This window comes from Modestobacter sp. Leaf380 (genome assembly GCF_001424485.1).
In the GTDB taxonomy this organism is placed as follows: Bacteria; Actinomycetota; Actinomycetes; order Mycobacteriales; family Geodermatophilaceae; genus Klenkia.
The window spans coordinates 401938-417147 of the sequence record NZ_LMQC01000012.1 but is presented as its reverse complement, the minus strand read 5'-3'; the positions used below and the strand labels follow the sequence as shown (position 1 = coordinate 417147).

General features: G+C 73.5%; 14 protein-coding genes. 6 read left to right on the top strand and 8 right to left on the bottom strand.

Annotation, left to right across the window (positions count from 1 at the left end; genetic code table 11):
* The first annotated feature begins 171 nt into the window (after positions 1–171).
* Positions 172–1170 carry an iron-siderophore ABC transporter substrate-binding protein gene (locus ASG41_RS10035; protein WP_056293372.1) on the top strand — a complete coding sequence of 333 codons (999 nt, stop codon included), beginning with the start codon at positions 172–174 and terminating at the stop codon, positions 1168–1170.
* A gap of 89 nt (positions 1171–1259) precedes the next feature.
* Here ASG41_RS10035 and ASG41_RS10030 read toward each other — a convergent pair whose 3' ends face one another.
* A complete protein-coding gene (locus ASG41_RS10030) occupies positions 1260–2255 on the bottom strand; it encodes a Gfo/Idh/MocA family protein (RefSeq protein WP_056293368.1) in 996 nt (331 codons plus the stop codon).
* Positions 2252–2602, bottom strand: a complete 351-nt coding sequence (locus ASG41_RS10025) for a VOC family protein (protein ID WP_056293364.1) — start codon at positions 2600–2602, stop codon at positions 2252–2254. Before ASG41_RS10025 ends, ASG41_RS10030 begins: the two co-directional genes overlap by 4 nt.
* Positions 2603–2619: 17 nt before the next feature.
* Between ASG41_RS10025 and ASG41_RS10020 the strand changes: the two genes are divergently transcribed.
* The gene (locus ASG41_RS10020; RefSeq protein WP_056293361.1) at positions 2620–2898 is read left to right on the top strand and encodes a DUF4031 domain-containing protein; all 279 of its coding nucleotides are present in this window, start codon (positions 2620–2622) and stop codon (positions 2896–2898) included.
* Here ASG41_RS10020 and ASG41_RS10015 read toward each other — a convergent pair.
* Together ASG41_RS10015 and ASG41_RS10010 are read right to left on the bottom strand one after the other, a co-directional pair.
* Positions 2867–3487, bottom strand: coding sequence for a metal-dependent phosphohydrolase (locus ASG41_RS10015; protein ID WP_235564693.1), 621 nt, complete (start codon positions 3485–3487; stop codon positions 2867–2869). The two genes, ASG41_RS10020 and ASG41_RS10015, sit on opposite strands and share 32 nt — an antisense overlap.
* On the bottom strand, positions 3484–4761 hold the full coding sequence (locus ASG41_RS10010) for an ArgE/DapE family deacylase (protein ID WP_200938813.1): 1278 nt from the start codon (positions 4759–4761) through the stop codon (positions 3484–3486). Before ASG41_RS10010 ends, ASG41_RS10015 begins: the two co-directional genes overlap by 4 nt.
* Before the next feature lie 46 nt (positions 4762–4807).
* On the opposite strand from ASG41_RS10010, the gene ASG41_RS10005 reads away from it, so the two are divergent.
* Positions 4808–5614 (top strand): phospholipid scramblase-related protein, encoded by an 807-nt coding sequence (locus tag ASG41_RS10005; RefSeq protein WP_056293352.1) that lies wholly within the window; start codon positions 4808–4810, stop codon positions 5612–5614.
* A gap of 232 nt (positions 5615–5846) precedes the next feature.
* Here ASG41_RS10005 and ASG41_RS10000 read toward each other — a convergent pair whose 3' ends face one another.
* On the bottom strand, positions 5847–7271 hold the full coding sequence (locus ASG41_RS10000; RefSeq protein ID WP_056293348.1) for a glucose-6-phosphate dehydrogenase (NADP(+)): 1425 nt from the start codon (positions 7269–7271) through the stop codon (positions 5847–5849).
* A 149-nt stretch (positions 7272–7420) separates the two neighbouring features.
* Here ASG41_RS10000 and ASG41_RS09995 point away from each other — a divergent pair, with 149 nt between their 5' ends.
* From ASG41_RS09995 to ASG41_RS09985, 3 genes are all read left to right on the top strand, one after another.
* Positions 7421–7984, top strand: coding sequence for a hypothetical protein (locus ASG41_RS09995; protein ID WP_157519246.1), 564 nt, complete (start codon positions 7421–7423; stop codon positions 7982–7984).
* Positions 7985–8081: 97 nt separating this feature from the next.
* Positions 8082–9377, top strand: coding sequence for an MFS transporter (locus ASG41_RS09990; RefSeq protein WP_056293342.1), 1296 nt, complete (start codon positions 8082–8084; stop codon positions 9375–9377).
* A 94-nt stretch (positions 9378–9471) separates the two neighbouring features.
* A complete protein-coding gene (locus ASG41_RS09985) occupies positions 9472–10053 on the top strand; it encodes a serine acetyltransferase (RefSeq protein WP_157519244.1) in 582 nt (193 codons plus the stop codon).
* 24 nt (positions 10054–10077) lie between these two features.
* Here ASG41_RS09985 and ASG41_RS09980 read toward each other — a convergent pair whose 3' ends face one another.
* The 3 genes from ASG41_RS09980 to ASG41_RS09970 form a co-directional block, all read right to left on the bottom strand.
* On the bottom strand, positions 10078–11847 hold the full coding sequence (locus ASG41_RS09980; protein WP_056293339.1) for a DEAD/DEAH box helicase: 1770 nt from the start codon (positions 11845–11847) through the stop codon (positions 10078–10080).
* A 171-nt stretch (positions 11848–12018) separates the two neighbouring features.
* Positions 12019–13707, bottom strand: coding sequence for a DNA repair helicase XPB (locus ASG41_RS09975; protein ID WP_056293336.1), 1689 nt, complete (start codon positions 13705–13707; stop codon positions 12019–12021).
* A gap of 149 nt (positions 13708–13856) precedes the next feature.
* Positions 13857–15140: a cyclopropane-fatty-acyl-phospholipid synthase family protein gene (locus ASG41_RS09970; protein WP_082556758.1), complete on the bottom strand. Its 1284-nt coding sequence runs from the start codon at positions 15138–15140 to the stop codon at positions 13857–13859.
* Positions 15141–15210: the final 70 nt, after the last annotated feature.

The window sequence follows — 15210 nt, the reverse complement described above, 5'->3', positions numbered from 1 at the left end:
GTCGGCGTGAGCTGACACCTGCACCACGCACTGCCCGGACGGGGCGGTCTCCGCGAGGAGGCCGCCCCGTTCGGCGTCTCCCGGTGCAGGAACCCCCAGAGCCGGAAGGGTGACAAGGGCAGGCTAACCTCACCTGGTATCCGTCGGACCCACCCTGGAGTGCACCCCCTCATGAGCCGTCGTCCCCTGGCTGCCCTCGCCACCGCCGCACTGGCGCTGACCCTGACCGCCTGCGGCAGCTCCGAGGAGGAGACCCCGGCCGCCGGCGGCTCCTCGTCGTCCTCCGACGGCGCCTTCCCGGTGACCATCGAGCACACCTTCGGCGAGACCACGATCGAGGCCGAGCCCGAGCGCGTGGTGACCATCGGCTTCAACGAGCAGGACTTCGCGCTCGCCCTGGGCGTCACCCCGGTCGGCGTCCGCGAGTACCTGAGCTACGACGCGAACACCCGCCCGTGGGCGGTGGACCTGCTGCCCGACGAGCCGCTGCCGACGGTCGGTGCCGAGGAGCTGGACCTCGAGGCGATCGCGGCCCTGCAGCCCGACCTGATCCTGGGCGTCTACTCCTTCATCGACGAGAGCACCTACGAGCTGCTGTCGGAGATCGCCCCCACGGTGGCCGAGTCCGCCGACTACGAGCTGGGCGCCACCCCGTGGCAGGAGCAGACCCGGATGGACGGCGCCGCGCTGGGCAAGGCCGAGGAGGCCGACGCGCTGGTCGCCGACGTCGAGGGTGCCTTCGCCGACGCCCGCAAGGCCAACCCCTCCTTCGAGGGCCAGACCCTCGCGCTGGACTACTGGTTCGAGGGCACGCACGGCGCGCTGCCCGACACCGACCTGCGCATGCAGTTCTTCACCGAGCTGGGCTTCGTGGCGCCGGCGACCACCGGTTCCCTGTCGGCGGAGTCCCTGGACGCCCTCGACGGCGACGTCCTGGTCGCGGCGGGCACCGACCAGGCGGCGCTGCTGTCCGAGCCGCTGTTCGCCGCGCTGCCCGTGGTCAGCGAGGACCGCACCGTCTTCGTCGGCGGGTTCGACAAGCAGTTCCCGGCCGCCCTGGGCTTCACCAGCCCGCTGTCGCTGCCCTACGCGCTGGACCTGATCGTCCCGCCGCTGGCCGCCGCCGCCGACGGCGACCCGGCCACCCCGGTGGAGCAGATCACCATCTGAGTCCATCACGCCGGCCAGGCCAGCCGGGCCGGGCCGGGCATAGGAACCTCTGCACCCCCTCCCACGCCGAGGACGGGGTGTAGAGGGCCCTATGCCCCTGCAGGGGCCTCGGCGAAGGTGACGCCGAGCTGGCCGGCGGCCTGCTCGAGCACCCGCATGACGGCGAGGGTGTCGGCCAGCGGCATGACGGCGGACTCGGTGCGGCCGGCCAGCACGCCTTCGTGCACCTCGGCGATCTCGTGGCTGTACCCGGTACCGGTGGCCGGCAGCGTGATCTCCTCGGGGTCCGCGCCGGCCCGGTGCAGCACGATCGTGGCCGGGTGGTGGAACCGGGGGAGCACGTCGACCCAGCCGCCGGTGCCGAACACCCGGGCCTGGCCGGGCAGGGCGTTGCGCAGCGAGGTGGTGAGGGTGGCGCTGCGGCCGTCGTCCCAGCCCAGCAGCAGGGCGGCCTCGGCGTCGACACCGGTGGGGAAGGTCGAGCCCACGGCGCGGACCTGGTCGGGGTCGCCGAGCAGCATCTGGGCGAAGGACACCACGTAGACCCCGAGGTCCAGCAGCGCGCCGCCGCCCAGCTCCTTGGCGAACAGCCGGTCCTCGGGGTCGAACTCGCGGGCCACGCCCAGGTCGGCCTGCACCGAGCGCACCTCGCCGATCGCGCCCTCGGCGATCAGCTCCCGCAGCCGGACGACGGCGGGCTGGAAGCGGGTCCACATCGCCTCCATGACGAAGACGCCGGCCTCGCGCGCGGCGTCCACGACCTGCTGGGTCCCGGCGACGGTGGCGGTGAACGACTTCTCCACCAGCAGCGACTTGCCCGCGGCGATCGCCCGCAGGGCGACGGCGTGGTGCTGGGGGTGCGGGGTCGCCAGGTACAGCACGTCGACGTCGGGGTCGGCGACCAGCTCGTCGTAGGAGCCGTACGCGGTGGGGACGTCGTGCCGGTCGGCGAAGGCCTGAGCCCGGTCCAGCGACCGGGAGCCGACGGCGGTCACCCGAGCGCCCGGCACGTGCGGGAAGTCCCGCACGACGTTCTCGGCGATCCGGCCCGGTCCGACGATGCCCCAGCGGGTCTCTGTGCTCACGGGGACGACGGTAGCGGGGACCCGAAGCGCAGGAGGTTCCCGTCCGGGTCGATGTGCCAGCCCTCGCGGATGCCGTAGTCGGTGTCGACCGGGCCGCCGGTCCGCGGCACCTGGGCCCAGCGCCGGACGAGGTCGTCGGCATCGGGCACGTGCAGGAACACCGCGGAGGCGCTCCGCAGCGGATCGTGGTCGGCCACGACGGACAGGTGCAGCTCCACCCCGGCCAGCCCGGCGAAGCCGTAGGTGTCGTCGTGCCGGCTCACCGTGCAGCCCAGGGCGGCGTAGTGCGCCAGCGCCCGGTCCAGGTCGGCCACCGGCAGGATCGGGCACGCCCGTACGTCGGTCATGCTGCGACGATGGCACGGTGGCCGTGCTGATCGACACCCCCGTGTGGCCCTGGCGTGGCCGGCTCTGGTCGCACCTGGTCAGCGACACCGACTACGACGAGCTGCACGCCTTCGTCGAGGCCGAGCTGGGCATCCCGCGGCGGGCGTTCCAGGGGGACCACTACGACGTCCCCGAGGAGCTGCACGCGGTCGCCGTCGCGGCCGGCGCAGAGTCGGTGTCGGCCCGGGAGCTGCTGTCCCGGCTGCTGGCCGCGGGTCTGCGGGTCAGGAAGCCGCGAGCGAGCGCAGCAGGGTGAGCTCGGCAGTCAGGTTGGCCCGGGCCGGCTCGGTCCACAGCGCCGCCGTCCGCTCCAGCCGGTACAGCCGGGGGAGGGCCAGCAGCTGCTCGATCACCGCGGTGCGCCCGGCGGTGAACACGTCGTCGTCCAGGTGCGCGTACTCCTCGCGGACCGCGGAGGCGTAGGCGGCGTAGTGCTCCGGGGGACCGGCCAGCACCGCCAGGTCGGCGTCGCACAGCACGGCGCCGTCCGCGTCGTCGTCGGCGGGGTCGTGGCTCGTGGTGAGCAGCACCAGTCGGACGACCTCCTCGACCACGGCGTCGGGCACCAGACCGAGCAGCCCGATCCTGGCCCGGTCGGCGCTGACCTGCTCGTTGTCCGAGCGGCGGGGGTCGTAGGCCACGTCGTGGTACCAGGCGGCGAGGGCGACGGCGGTCGGGTCGGTGGCCGCGTCCGCCAGCTCGCCGACGATGCCCAGCACCGCCGCCAGGTGCGCGACGTCGTGGTAGCGCCGGTGCGGTTCGGCCCAGGCGCCCAGCACGGCGGCCCACTCGGTGCGCGACGTCGCGGAGTCCCCGGCGAGGGCCGCCCAGTCCTCGAAGGTCACACCCACGAGTGCACCCCGCACTCCCGCAGCGCGGTCAGGGCCAGCACCCGGGCGACGTGCTCGACGTCGGCCAGCGGGACCTGCTCGCGGGGCGCGTGTGCCAGGGCCAGGTCGCCGGGCCCGTAGTGCAGCGTCGGGACGCCGGCCGCGGCGTACAACCGCAGGTCGGTACCGGCGGGGACGGCGCGCTCGGCCGGCCGGGGACGGCCGGCGTCCACGGCGGCCTGCTGGACGGCGGGCAGCAGCGGCGAGCCCTGCGGCAGCTGCCCGCTGGCGAAGCTGCCCCCGACCCAGTCGACCCGCACCGGGTGCTCGGCCAGCCAGGGGTGGCCCGCGCTGAACCGGGCCAGGTGGCTCTCCAGGACACCGCGGGCGGTCTCCACCGGCTCGCCGACCCGCACCCCGTAGCGGCCCTCGGCGACCAGCCGGTCGGGCACGGTCGAGGACCAGTCGCCGGCCTGCACCGTCCCGATGGAGATGCCGTAGGGCAGCCGGGTGCCCAGGAAGAGGTCGACGTCGTCCTGCCGCTCGGCCTCCAGGGCCCGCAGCGCGGCGTGCACCTCGGCGAACAGCTCGACGGCGCTGACCCCGGCGTCCCGCATCGCGCCGTGCGCGGCGAGCCCGGTGACGGTGAGCCGGAAGGTCAGCGCGCCGGCGTTGGCGGTCATCACCGACCCCGCGGTCGGTTCGGGGATGACGCAGGCGTCGCCGCGGTGCCCGCGCTCCAGCGTCGCCCAGGCGCCGAGCCCGCCGTCCTCCTCGCCGACCACGCTGTGCACCGCCAGCGGGCGGAGCAGCCGGACCCCCGCGGCGCGGACGGCGCGGACGGCGGCCAGCGCGGCCACCAGCCCGCCCTTCATGTCGCAGGTGCCGCGGCCGTGCAGGACGCCGTCGGCCAACCGCGGGGTGAACGGGTCACCGGGCCACAGGGCCGAGTCCCCGGCCGGGACGACGTCGGAGTGCCCGCACAGCACCAGGGCCGGGTCGCCGTCCTGCACCCCGGGCAGGGTGCCGACGACGCCCCACGCCTCGGACCGCACGACCTCCTGGCCGGGGGCGTCCGGCGCGGTCGCAGCGGCCACCAGGTCGATCGGCCAGCGGTCGACGTCGGTGCCGGTGTCCTCCAGCCAGCCGGCGACCAGGTGCTGGGCGTCGGACTCCGCGTCGGTGCCGCCCACCGAGGGCACTGCCACCAGCTCCCGGAGCCGGTCGAGCAGCCACCCGGTGTCCAGGGCGTCCAGGACCCGGGCCTCCACCTCGCTCAGACCGGTCACGCGCGCCAGTCTGGCAGCCGTCCGCGGCGGCACTACGGTGCCTGCCATGTCCTCTCCGCCGCCCCCGCCGGGCTGGTACCCCGACCCCGCAGGCACCCCCGGCACCCGCTGGTGGGACGGCAACGGCTGGACCGAGCACGTCCAGCAGGCGGCCGCGCCGCCGCCGCCGGCGGGCCAGCCGGCACCCGCCCCGGTGCAGGTGCAGCAGGCACCGGCACAGCCGCAGCCGGTCCAGTACGGCGGCGCGCCGCCCCGTTCGCCGCTCTTCGAGCAGCCGACGCTCGTGGTCAACCAGAAGACGAAGTTGATCGAGCTGACCAACGAGTACTCGGTCTTCGACGCCAACGGCCAGCAGATCGGCGCCGTCGTCCAGGTGGGCCAGTCCGCGGCCAAGAAGGCGCTGCGCTTCGTCTCCCAGCTCGACCAGTTCCTCACGCACCAGCTCGAGGTCCGCGACGCCCACGGGGTGGTGCTGCACCTGACCCGGCCGGCGAAGCTGGTGAAGTCCCGGGTGCAGGTCTCCCGCGGGGACGGCACCCCGGTCGGGGAGATCGTGCAGGCCAACGTCTTCGGCAAGATCCGCTTCGACCTCGTCGTGGGCGGTCAGGTGGCCGGGGCGATCCAGGCCGAGAACTGGCGGGCCTGGGACTTCTCGATCACCGACCACACCGGACAGGAGGTCGCCCGGATCACCAAGAAGTGGGAGGGCTTCCTGCGGACGTCGTTCACCACCGCGGACAACTACGTCGTCCAGGTGCACCGCCGGCTGGAGGACCCGCTGGCCAGCCTCGTCGTCGCCAGCGCCCTGACCGTGGACACCACGCTCAAGCAGGACGACCGCGGCTTCAACTGAGTCGAGGGCTCGGCGGGGCGTACCCTGGGAGACGTCCGGGCCGGGCGACCTGTGTCCCCGGGCTCCACTGGATAACTGCCGCCGGGGAATACCGCTCTCACGAGGCTGGAGCCCCGGATGCGCAACTCGCCGCGAGGCGACCAGCGTCCGGTCCGGACCCCACCGCACGACGAAGGCCCCCTCCCGCACCGGGAGGGGGCCTTCGTCGTCAGGCCATCTGCACGAGGGTCCTCTACTCGGTCTGGCCGAGCAGCCAGCCGTGCTCGCCGGCCAGCGCCGTCGCCTCGGCCGGACCCCACGAGTCCGGCTCGTAGGGGTGCACCTCGGGACGGTCGTCGAGGACCGGCTGCAGGGCCCGCCAGGTCTGGGCCAGGCCCTCGCTGGTGGTGAACAGCGACCGGTCGCCGGTGAGCACGTCGTGGATCAGCGAGACGTAGGGCGGCAGGGGGTCCCCGCCGGGGATCTTCGACAGGTCCAGCGAGACCCGGGCGGGGGCCATCGCCAGGTCGGGGCCGGGCCGCTTGGCCATCACGTCGATGTCGACGGCACCGGCGCCGGCCAGCGACAGGCTGATCACGTTGCCGTTGGCCGGCACGTCGTTGACCGGGCCCTTGGGCCGGTGCAGCACCAGGCTGACCCGCTGCTCCTTGGCCGCCATCCGCTTGCCGGTGCGCAGCAGGAACGGCACCCCGCGCCAGCGGCCGGAGTCGATGAACAGCCGCGCGGCCACGAAGGTGTCGGTGGTGCTGTCGTCCGGGACGCCGTCCAGGTCGCGGTAGCCCTCGAACTGGCCCAGGACGACGTCCTCGGGTGCCAGCGGCCGGAACGCGGCCAGCACGGACTCGCGGGCGGCGAGGATGTCGTCGGCGGCGAAGCTGACCGGCGGCTCCATGGCGACCTCGGCGGCGACCTGGAACAGGTGGGTGACCAGCATGTCCAGGGTGGCGCCGGTGCCGTCGTAGAAGTCGGCCCGGTCGGCGACGTCGAGGTCCTCGGGGACGTCGATCTGCACCTGGGCGACGTGCTCCCGGCTCCAGACGTGCTCGAAGAGGCCGTTGGCGAAGCGCAGCACGTGCAGGTCCTGGGTGCCCTCCTTGCCCAGGAAGTGGTCGATCCGGAAGACCTGCTGCTCGTCGAAGACCGAGTGCACGACCTCGTCGAGCTCGCGGAACCCGTCGGGGGAGGCGCCGTAGGGCTTCTCGTAGACCACCCGGGACCCCTCGGCGAGGCCGTGCTCACCCAGGGCCCTGGTGTAGTCCAGGAAGGCCTTGGGCGGCAGTGACAGGTAGTGCACCAGCTGCGCCTCCTCGCCCAGGTCGTCGCGCGCCGCGGACACCGCGTCGAGCAGTGCGCCGGGGTCCTCGACGGTGAAGCCGCCGCCGGCGAAGCGCAGCCGGGTGGCGAACTCGTCCCACGGGCCGTCGTCGGGCGAGGGGCCGAACTCCTCCAGGGCACCCCGGACGTGGTCGACGAAGTCCTCGTCGGAGCGCTCGCCGCGGCCGCTGCCGACCAACCGCCAGTCCGGGGGCAGCAGGCCGTGCTGGGCGAGCTGGAAGAAGGCCGGCAGCACCATCCGGCGCGCGAGGTCGCCGGTGGCCCCGAACAGCACGAAGACGGTGGGCGGGGACGTGCGGTCGCTCGTCGCGTTCTCGGTCACGGTGCTCCTCTCACGTCCACCGGCGGGCGGCCGGCGGACTCCGGGCCCACTGTGCCCCGCCCACCTGGGACTACGCGCAGCGCCTCCGATGAGACTGCTCTCATGTCGGGCTCATGTGGGTCTCGGGAGCGCTGCGCACGATCGGTGACATGACCTCCTCCCGCATGCTCCTCGCCCTGCCGGCCGTGGCCGGCCTGCTCGTCCTCTCCGCCTGCGGGTCCGACGACGACGCCGTGGGCGTCGCCTCCGTCGCCTCCAGCGGCTCCAGCAGCGCCTCCTCCGCGGCATCCTCGGCAGGTTCCTCCTCGGACGCCTCGGCCTCCCAGGGCGCCGGCGGCTCGGCCGCCGCCATCGACTTCCAGGACCAGTCCGGTGGCGGTGACACCGCCGTCGTCGCCCGTGTCTCTGCCCCCGAGGCCGGCTTCGTCGTCGTCCGCGTCGACGACGACGACCGCAGCGACGACAACACCGTGCTGGGCAGCACCTCCGTCGACGCCGGGGTGAGCACCGACGTGCAGGTCGACCTCGCCCCGCCGCTGGACGGTGACGCCGACCTCGAGGCGACCCTGTACGCCGACACCGACGGCAGCGGCAGCTTCGACGAGGGCACCGACCAGCCCGTCGCCGAGCCGGAGGACGCCGACGACGACAACGACGACGACGGCACCGACGACGACGTGGTCGACGACGGCGCGGAGTACGTCGTCAACTGAGCCACCCGGGCGGGAGCTGGGTCCCGTCGGTGAGCGAGCTGAGTCCTGGGTCACTACGGTGGCTCGCGACCCAGTGCCCACCGACGGGAGTCCCACCGTGAGCAGCACCGTCCAGCGGCAGCCCGACACCGAGCAGCACAAGCTGCCGGTGAAGACCCTGGTGTCGGCCAGCATCGGCAATGCCGTGGAGTGGTTCGACTGGACGGTCTACGCGACCTTCGTCGTCTACTTCGCGGGCCAGTTCTTCCCCGCCGAGAACGACGCGCTGGCCCTGATCGGTGCGACGTCGACGTACGCGCTGGCCTTCTTCTTCCGCCCGCTCGGCGGCTACGTGCTGGGCCGCTTCGCCGACCTCAAGGGCCGCAAGGCCGGCATGCTGGTCACGATCCTGCTGATGGCCGGCGGCTCGCTGGTCATCGCCGTCCTGCCGACCTACGAGCAGGTCGGCTGGCTGGCCCCGATCCTGCTGCTGCTGGCCCGCATCGCCCAGGGCATGAGCCTGGGCGGTGAGGTCTCCAACGCCTCGGCCTACCTCGCCGAGATCGCCCCGCCGGCCCGCCGCGGCCGCTACTCGGCGTTCTTCTACATCTCCACCGGCACCGCGCTGCTGCTGGCCTCGCTGATGGGCGTGCTGCTCACCACGGTGCTCACCGAGGACCAGCTGCAGGCCTACGGCTGGCGGATCGCGTTCGGCGTCGGTGGCCTGCTGGGCTTCGTGGGCCTGTGGCTGCGCCGGTCGCTGGCCGAGACCGACCAGTTCGAGGAGAACGCAGCCAAGGCCCGGGCCACCAAGAACCCGTTGATGCAGACCATCCGGGACCACCCGCGGGCGGTGTTGCAGCTGTGCGCCTTCACGCTGCTGTCCACGCTGAGCTACTACACGTTCTTCTCCGCGCTGACCCCGTTCGCTATCAACTTCCGCGGCGCCGACGGCAACCAGGTCTTCATCGCCCTCAGCATCGGCACGGCCCTGTTCGTCGCGTTGTGCTACCCGCTGGGCGCGCTGTCGGACCGGGTCGGGCGCAAGCCGCAGATGCTGGTGTGGTCCGGGGCGATGGCGGTGCTCATCATCCCGCTGTCGTTCCTGGTGCGCGACGACCTCTTCTCGCTGATCGTCGTCTTCTGCGTGGGCCTGGGGCTGTACGCGATGATGGCCTCGCTGGCCCCTGCGGTGATGAGCGAGCTGTTCCCCACGGAGCTGCGGGCCACCGGCATCGGGTCCTGGTACAACCTCACGGTCGCGCTCTTCGGCGGCACGGCACCGCTGGTGATCACGGCGCTGTCCGACGCCGGGCACCCGGTGTTCTTCTTCGTCTACGTGGCCGTCGCCGCAGCCATCGCCTTCGGCGTCATCCTCACCCTGCGCGAGACCAAGGGCACCGAGCTGACCTGACGCGGCATCGAGTGCGGAGCAGTGCCGGTCACGGGAGCCTGCTGACCGGCACTGCTCCGCACTCGACGACCGAGGGGACTGCCACCATGACGCGGTGAGCTCCCGGACGGCCGTGTGGGCCGGCACCCTGGCCGCGGCCCCGCTGTGGGCGGTCGTCGAGCGGGCCGAGGCCGGCCCGTACCTGCGCCGGGACGCCGACCGGTTCGCCGCCTGCCTGCGCCGTCCCGACGTCGCCGCGCTCTCGCCCCGCGCCCGGTTCGGCTGGCTGGTCGCCCGGCACCCGGAGTTCCGCTCGCTGGTGCACTACCGGCTGACCCCGCTGCCGTGGCCGGTGCGCGCCCTGCTGCGCGCGCTGTGGCGCCCGCTGCCCACGCTGCACCTGGGGGCCGCCGTCATCGGCCCGGGGCTGTTCATCGAGCACGGCTTCGCCACCACGCTGACCGCTTCGGCGGTCGGGGCCGACTGCTGGGTCAACCAGCAGGTGACCGTCGGGCACACCCGGCACGGTCAGCCCGTCATCGGCGACCGGGTGCGCATCGGGGCGGGGGCCGTCGTCGTCGGCCCGGTGCGCGTGGGGGACGACGCGGTGGTCGGGGCCAACGCCACCGTCGTGCAGGACGTGCCGGCCGGCGCCGTCATGCTCGCCCCGCTCGCCGTGCCCCGTCCCGAAAGCTGATCCGACGCGGGGAGGGAGCCGGGGTCAGAGCATCGTGCGCAGGCGCTCCCGGCGCATGCGCAGCACGTCCACCGACGCCGAGGCCGAGGGCGGCCCGGGCACCGACTGACGCAGCTGGGTGTGCACCACGGCGTGCGGGGTGGAGGTGCGGGCCGAGACGCGCGAGACCAGCCGGTTGATCTCGCGGCGGAGCTCGGCGGCGTCGCGCCAGCCCTTGGTCTCCTCTTCCAGCGGCTCGTCGACGACCATGAAGTCGCTGCCGTCGTCGTCCCGGTGGCTGGCCGCGATGCGGATCCGCAGGTCGTCGTCGCGCTTGCTCAGCAGCTCGGCGGTCTGCTCGGGGGTGAGCAGGCCGGGGATGCCGACGAAGTCCTCCTCGTCGGGGGCCAGCGCCGGCCGGTTGCCCGCCCCGGTGTGCGCGGTGCCGCCGTGCAGGACGTGCGCGAAGCGGGCGTCGGCCTCCAGGGCCTCCCACTTCTGCAGCTCGCCCTCGCGGGCCTCCTTCTCGGGGACGTCGAGGTCGAGGGCCTCGAGGTCCTCCTCGGTCCGCTTGGGCGGGGGCATGACGTGGTTGCGCTCGGTCTCCATCGCCGCGGCCAGCGCCAGCAGCGGCCGGACGGCGGGCAGGAAGACGGTGGCGGACTCGCGCGGGTCCCGGGCGCGGACGACGCGGCCGACGGCCTGGGCGAAGAACAGCGGCGTCCGGTAGGACGTCATCCAGGCCAGCACGGCGGCGCGGGGGATGTCGACGCCCTCGGAGACCATCCGCACGCAGACGGCGATCCGGGCCGAGCCGGTGGCGAACCGCTCGATCTTCTTCGAGGCCTTGGGGTCGTCGGACAGGATCAGTTCGGGCGCCTTGCCGGTGATCCGCCGGACGATCTTGGCGTAGGCACGGGCGTCGTCCTGGTCGGAGGCGAGCACCAGCCCGGCGGCGTCGGGGATGCCGTGCTCGCGCAGGTGGGTGATCCGCTCGTCCATCGCGGCGATGACGTGCGGCACCCACTGGCCCTTGGGGTCCAGCACGGTGCGCCAGGCGGCCATCTCGACGGACTTGGTGCCGGCCTCGGTGAGCGAGGCGGCGACGACCTCGCCGGCGGAGTTCCGCCAGCGCGCGGTGCCGGTGTAGGCGGCGAAGACGACCGGCCGGACGACGCTGTCGGCCAGCGCCTCCTTGTAGCCGTAGGTGTAGTCGGCGCGGGAGGCCAGCCCGACGCCGCGCTCGCCGTCATCGGCCTCGAAGACGTCCTCCTCGTAGCGCACGAAGGGGATCCGCTCGTCGGCCTTGGTGCGGAAGGGCGTCCCGGTCAGGCACAGCCGGCGGCGGGCGCTGCCGAAGGCCTCGGCGACGGCCTCGCCCCAGGACAGACCGTCCCCGGCGTGGTGGATCTCGTCCAGGATGACCAGCGTCTTCACCGAGGTGGACCGCGCCGCGTGCAGCATCGGCTTGCCGGCGACCTGGGCGTAGGTGGTCACGTAGCCCGAGGTGCCCGCGCGGACCGGGCCGACGGCGTTGGTCAGGCCGGGGTCCAGCACGATGCCCGCCCGGTCGGCGGCGTCGGCCCACTGCAGGCGCAGGTGGTCGGTCGGGGCGACGACGACGACCCGGGCGATCTCGCGGCGCTGCAGCAGCCGGGAGGCCAGCGTCAGGGCGAACGTCGTCTTGCCGGCGCCGGGGGTCGCGGTGACCAGGAAGTCCTTGGGGGAGGACTCCTCGTAGCGCTCGAGAGCCAGCTGCTGCCACGCGCGGAGCGGGCGTGCGCCGGCGGCGTAGACGGGTGCGGGGGAGGCCATGACGGCGTCCAATATGCCTGGCGATCGGGAGACACGCCCAGCCCGGGGCGGCCTTTCGTGTGCCGCCCCCGGTCGTGTACAGGCGTGCGCCGCAGCGCGCTGACCAGGCACTTCACCCGGGTCCCACCGCCGGTGTGGCCAGCGTCTCCTGCTCCCGGGCGAGCCGGACGGTCAGTCGGTGGTGGGCTCCTCCACCCAGTCGGGGCCGTTGACCTCGCCGCGGCCGGCCAGGTCGGCGGCGTCGACGATCGTGTAGGCGTAGCCCTGCTCGGCCAGGAAGCGCTGGCGGTGCGCGGAGTACTCGCTGTCCAGGGTGTCCCGGCTGACCACGGTGTAGAAGTGCGCCGTCCGGCCGTCGGCCTTGGGGCGCAGCACCCGGCCCAGCCGCTGGGCCTCCTCCTGCCGGGAGCCGAACGTGCCCGACACCTGGACGGCGACGGCGGCCTCGGGCAGGTCGATGGAGAAGTTCGCGACCTTGGAGACGACGAGGGTCTTGATCTCCCCGGTGCGGAAGTCGCCGAACAGGCGCTCGCGCTCCTTGTTCGTCGTCGACCCCTGGATCACCGGCGCGTCCAGCGCGACGCCGAGCTCCTCCAGCTGGTCCAGGTAGGCGCCGATGACCAGCTTCTGCTCCTCGGGGTGCCGCTCCAGGATGCGCCGGATGACCGGCATCTTGGACTGCGCGGTGGCCGCGATGCGGTACCGCTCCTCGGGCTCGGCGACCGCGTAGGTCATCCGCTCCTCGTCGTCCAGGGACACCCGGACCTCGATGCACTCGGCGGGGGCGATGTAGCCCTGCGCCTCGATGTCGCGCCACGGGGCGTCGTAGCGCTTGGGCCCGATCAGGGAGAAGACATCGTCCTCACGGCCGTCCTCGCGCACCAGCGTGGCGGTGAGGCCCAGCCGGCGGCGGGACTGCAGGTCGGCGGTGAGCCGGAAGATCGGCGCGGGGAGCAGGTGCACCTCGTCGTAGACGATCAGGCCCCAGTCCTGGGCGTCGAAGAGGTCCAGGTGCCGGTACTCGCCCTTCCGGCGGGTGGTGATCACCTGGTAGGTCGCGATGGTGACCGGCCGGATCTCCTTGCGCTCCCCGGAGTACTCGCCGATCTCGTCCTCGGTGAGCGTGGTGCGGGCGATGAGCTCGCGCTTCCACTGCCGCCCGGCCACGGTGTTGGTGACCAGGATCAGCGTCGTCGCCTTGGCCTGCGCCATGGCCGCGGCACCGACCAGGGTCTTCCCGGCCCCGCAGGGCAGCACGACGACACCGGACCCGCCGGCCCAGAAGCCGTCCACGGCCTCCTGCTGGTAGTCCCGCAGGTGCCAGTCGGCCTGGTCCAGCTCGATCGGGTGCGCCTGGCCGTCGACGTAGCCGGCGAGGTCCTCGGCCGGCCAGCCGACCTTGAGCAGCGCCTGCTTGAGCCGGCCGCGCTCGGAGGGGTTCACCACGAAGGTGTCGTCGTCGATGCGGTGGCTCAGCATCGGGGCGACCTTCTTGCTGCGCGAGACCTCGGTGAGCACAGCCCGGTCGGTGGTGGTCAGCACCAGGCCGTGCACCGGGTTGGTGGACAGCGTGAGCCGGCCGTAGCGGTCCATCGTGTCGGCGACGTCGACCAGCAGGGCGTGCGGCACCGGGTACCGGCTGTAGCGCACCAGGGCGTCCACGACCTGCTCGGCGTCGTGGCCCGCGGCGCGCGCGTTCCACAGCGCCAGCGGGGTGACCCGGTAGGTGTGCACGTGCTCCGGCGAGCGCTCCAGCTCGGCGAAGGGTGCGATCGCGGCCCGGCACTCCTTGGACTGGGGGTGGTCGACCTCCAGCAGCAGGGTCTTGTCGGACTGCACGATCAGGGGTCCGTCGCTCACGTGTGTCCTTCGGCTAGGAGCAGGTACTCCACGGTAACCACCGGTACCGACAGGTTGCTCCCGCCGCTTGCGGTGCCGCGGGTCACCGTGCCGTCATCGGGTCGCGTCACGACGCGACCCGATGACTGCCGAGTGACCCGCTGTGCGGTTCAGACCCAGGCGGTCCGGCGCAGCGGGGGCTGCGCCCCGCCGGGCTTGACCGCCAGCACCTGGTCCACGCCCATCGCGCCCTTCTCGAAGGCCAGCGCGCAGGCGGCCATGTACAGCCGCCAGACCCGGGCCCGCCCCTCGCTGGTGGCGGCGACGGCGGCGTCCCAGTGCTCCTCCAGCAGCGCCACCCAGGCGCGCAGGGTGAGCGCGTAGTGCCGGCGCAGCGCCTCGACGTCGACGACCTCCAGGCCGCCGGCCTCGACGGCGCCCACCATCTCGCCCAGCCCCAGCAGCTCGCCGTCGGGGAAGACGTAGCGGGCGATGAAGGAGTCCTCGTCCCAGGCGGCGTCCCCGGCGTTCCAGGCGATCGCGTGGTTGAGCAGCCGACCGCCCGGGCGCAGCAGCCCGGCCAGTCGCGCGACGTACTCGGGCAGTCGGGCCCGGCCGACGTGCTCGGCCATGCCGATGGAGCTGATCGCGTCGAAGGGGCCGTCCTCGACAGCGCGGTAGTCCTGCACCCGGATCTCGACCCTGTCGGTCAGCCCGGCCTCGGCGACCCGCTTGCGGGCCAGGGTGGCCTGCTCCTCGGAGATGGTGACGCCGACGACGGTGGCGCCGTACCGCCCGGCCGCGTGGACGGCCATCGAGCCCCAGCCGCACCCCACGTCCAGCAGCCGGCTGCCCTCGGTGAGCCCGAGCTTGCGGCAGACCAGGTCCAGCTTGGCCTCCTGCGCCGCGTCCAGCCCGACGTCGGGGCTGTCCCAGACCGCACAGCTGTAGACCATCGAGGGGCCCAGCACGAGCTCGTAGAAGTCGTTGCCGACGTCGTAGTGGTGGGCGATGGCCGCGGCGTCCCGGCGTCGGGTGTGCCGCCGGCCGTGCCGACCCAGGTCGGCCTCCTCGGCCGGGGGAGCGGGCTCCGGGCCGACGGCGCCGAGCCCCAGCGCGGTGCGCGCGAGCACCAGCCGGTCGGCCACCGTGGCCGGGCGCATCGTGCCGGTCTCGGACAGCTTGCCGACCGAGCTCAGTGCCGCGAACGTGTCGAAGACGTCGTCCTCGAGGTCGATGTCGCCGGCGACGTAGGCGCGCCCCAGGCCGAGCTGCCCGGGGGACCAGAGCAGGCGGCGCAACGCCCGTCGGTCGCGGACGGCGAGCACGGGCGCGCCGGGCGGCCCGGCCGTCGAGCCGTCCCACCCGCGCAGCCGCACCGGCAGCTCCGTGGTGTCCAGGACGGTGCCGAGCACCGTCGCCAACCGGTCTGCGACGGTCCGTCGCTGTGCCATGTCCGTGGTCCTTCGTCCGCGCTGGTCCCGCTTTGTTGCAAGCACCAACGACGTCCAAGTCGATCACGAC

What these genes read in the sequence shown, in the direction of transcription:
- ASG41_RS10035 (WP_056293372.1), top strand. Translation starts at nt 172, where the DNA reads ATGAGCCGTCGTCCCCTGGCTGCCCTCGCCACCGCCGCACTGGCGCTG.
- ASG41_RS09970 (WP_082556758.1), bottom strand. Translation starts at nt 15,140, where the DNA reads ATGGCACAGCGACGGACCGTCGCAGACCGGTTGGCGACGGTGCTCGGC.
- ASG41_RS10005 (WP_056293352.1), top strand. Translation starts at nt 4,808, where the DNA reads ATGTCCTCTCCGCCGCCCCCGCCGGGCTGGTACCCCGACCCCGCAGGC.
- ASG41_RS10025 (WP_056293364.1), bottom strand. Translation starts at nt 2,602, where the DNA reads ATGACCGACGTACGGGCGTGCCCGATCCTGCCGGTGGCCGACCTGGAC.
- ASG41_RS09995 (WP_157519246.1), top strand. Translation starts at nt 7,421, where the DNA reads ATGACCTCCTCCCGCATGCTCCTCGCCCTGCCGGCCGTGGCCGGCCTG.
- ASG41_RS09980 (WP_056293339.1), bottom strand. Translation starts at nt 11,847, where the DNA reads ATGGCCTCCCCCGCACCCGTCTACGCCGCCGGCGCACGCCCGCTCCGC.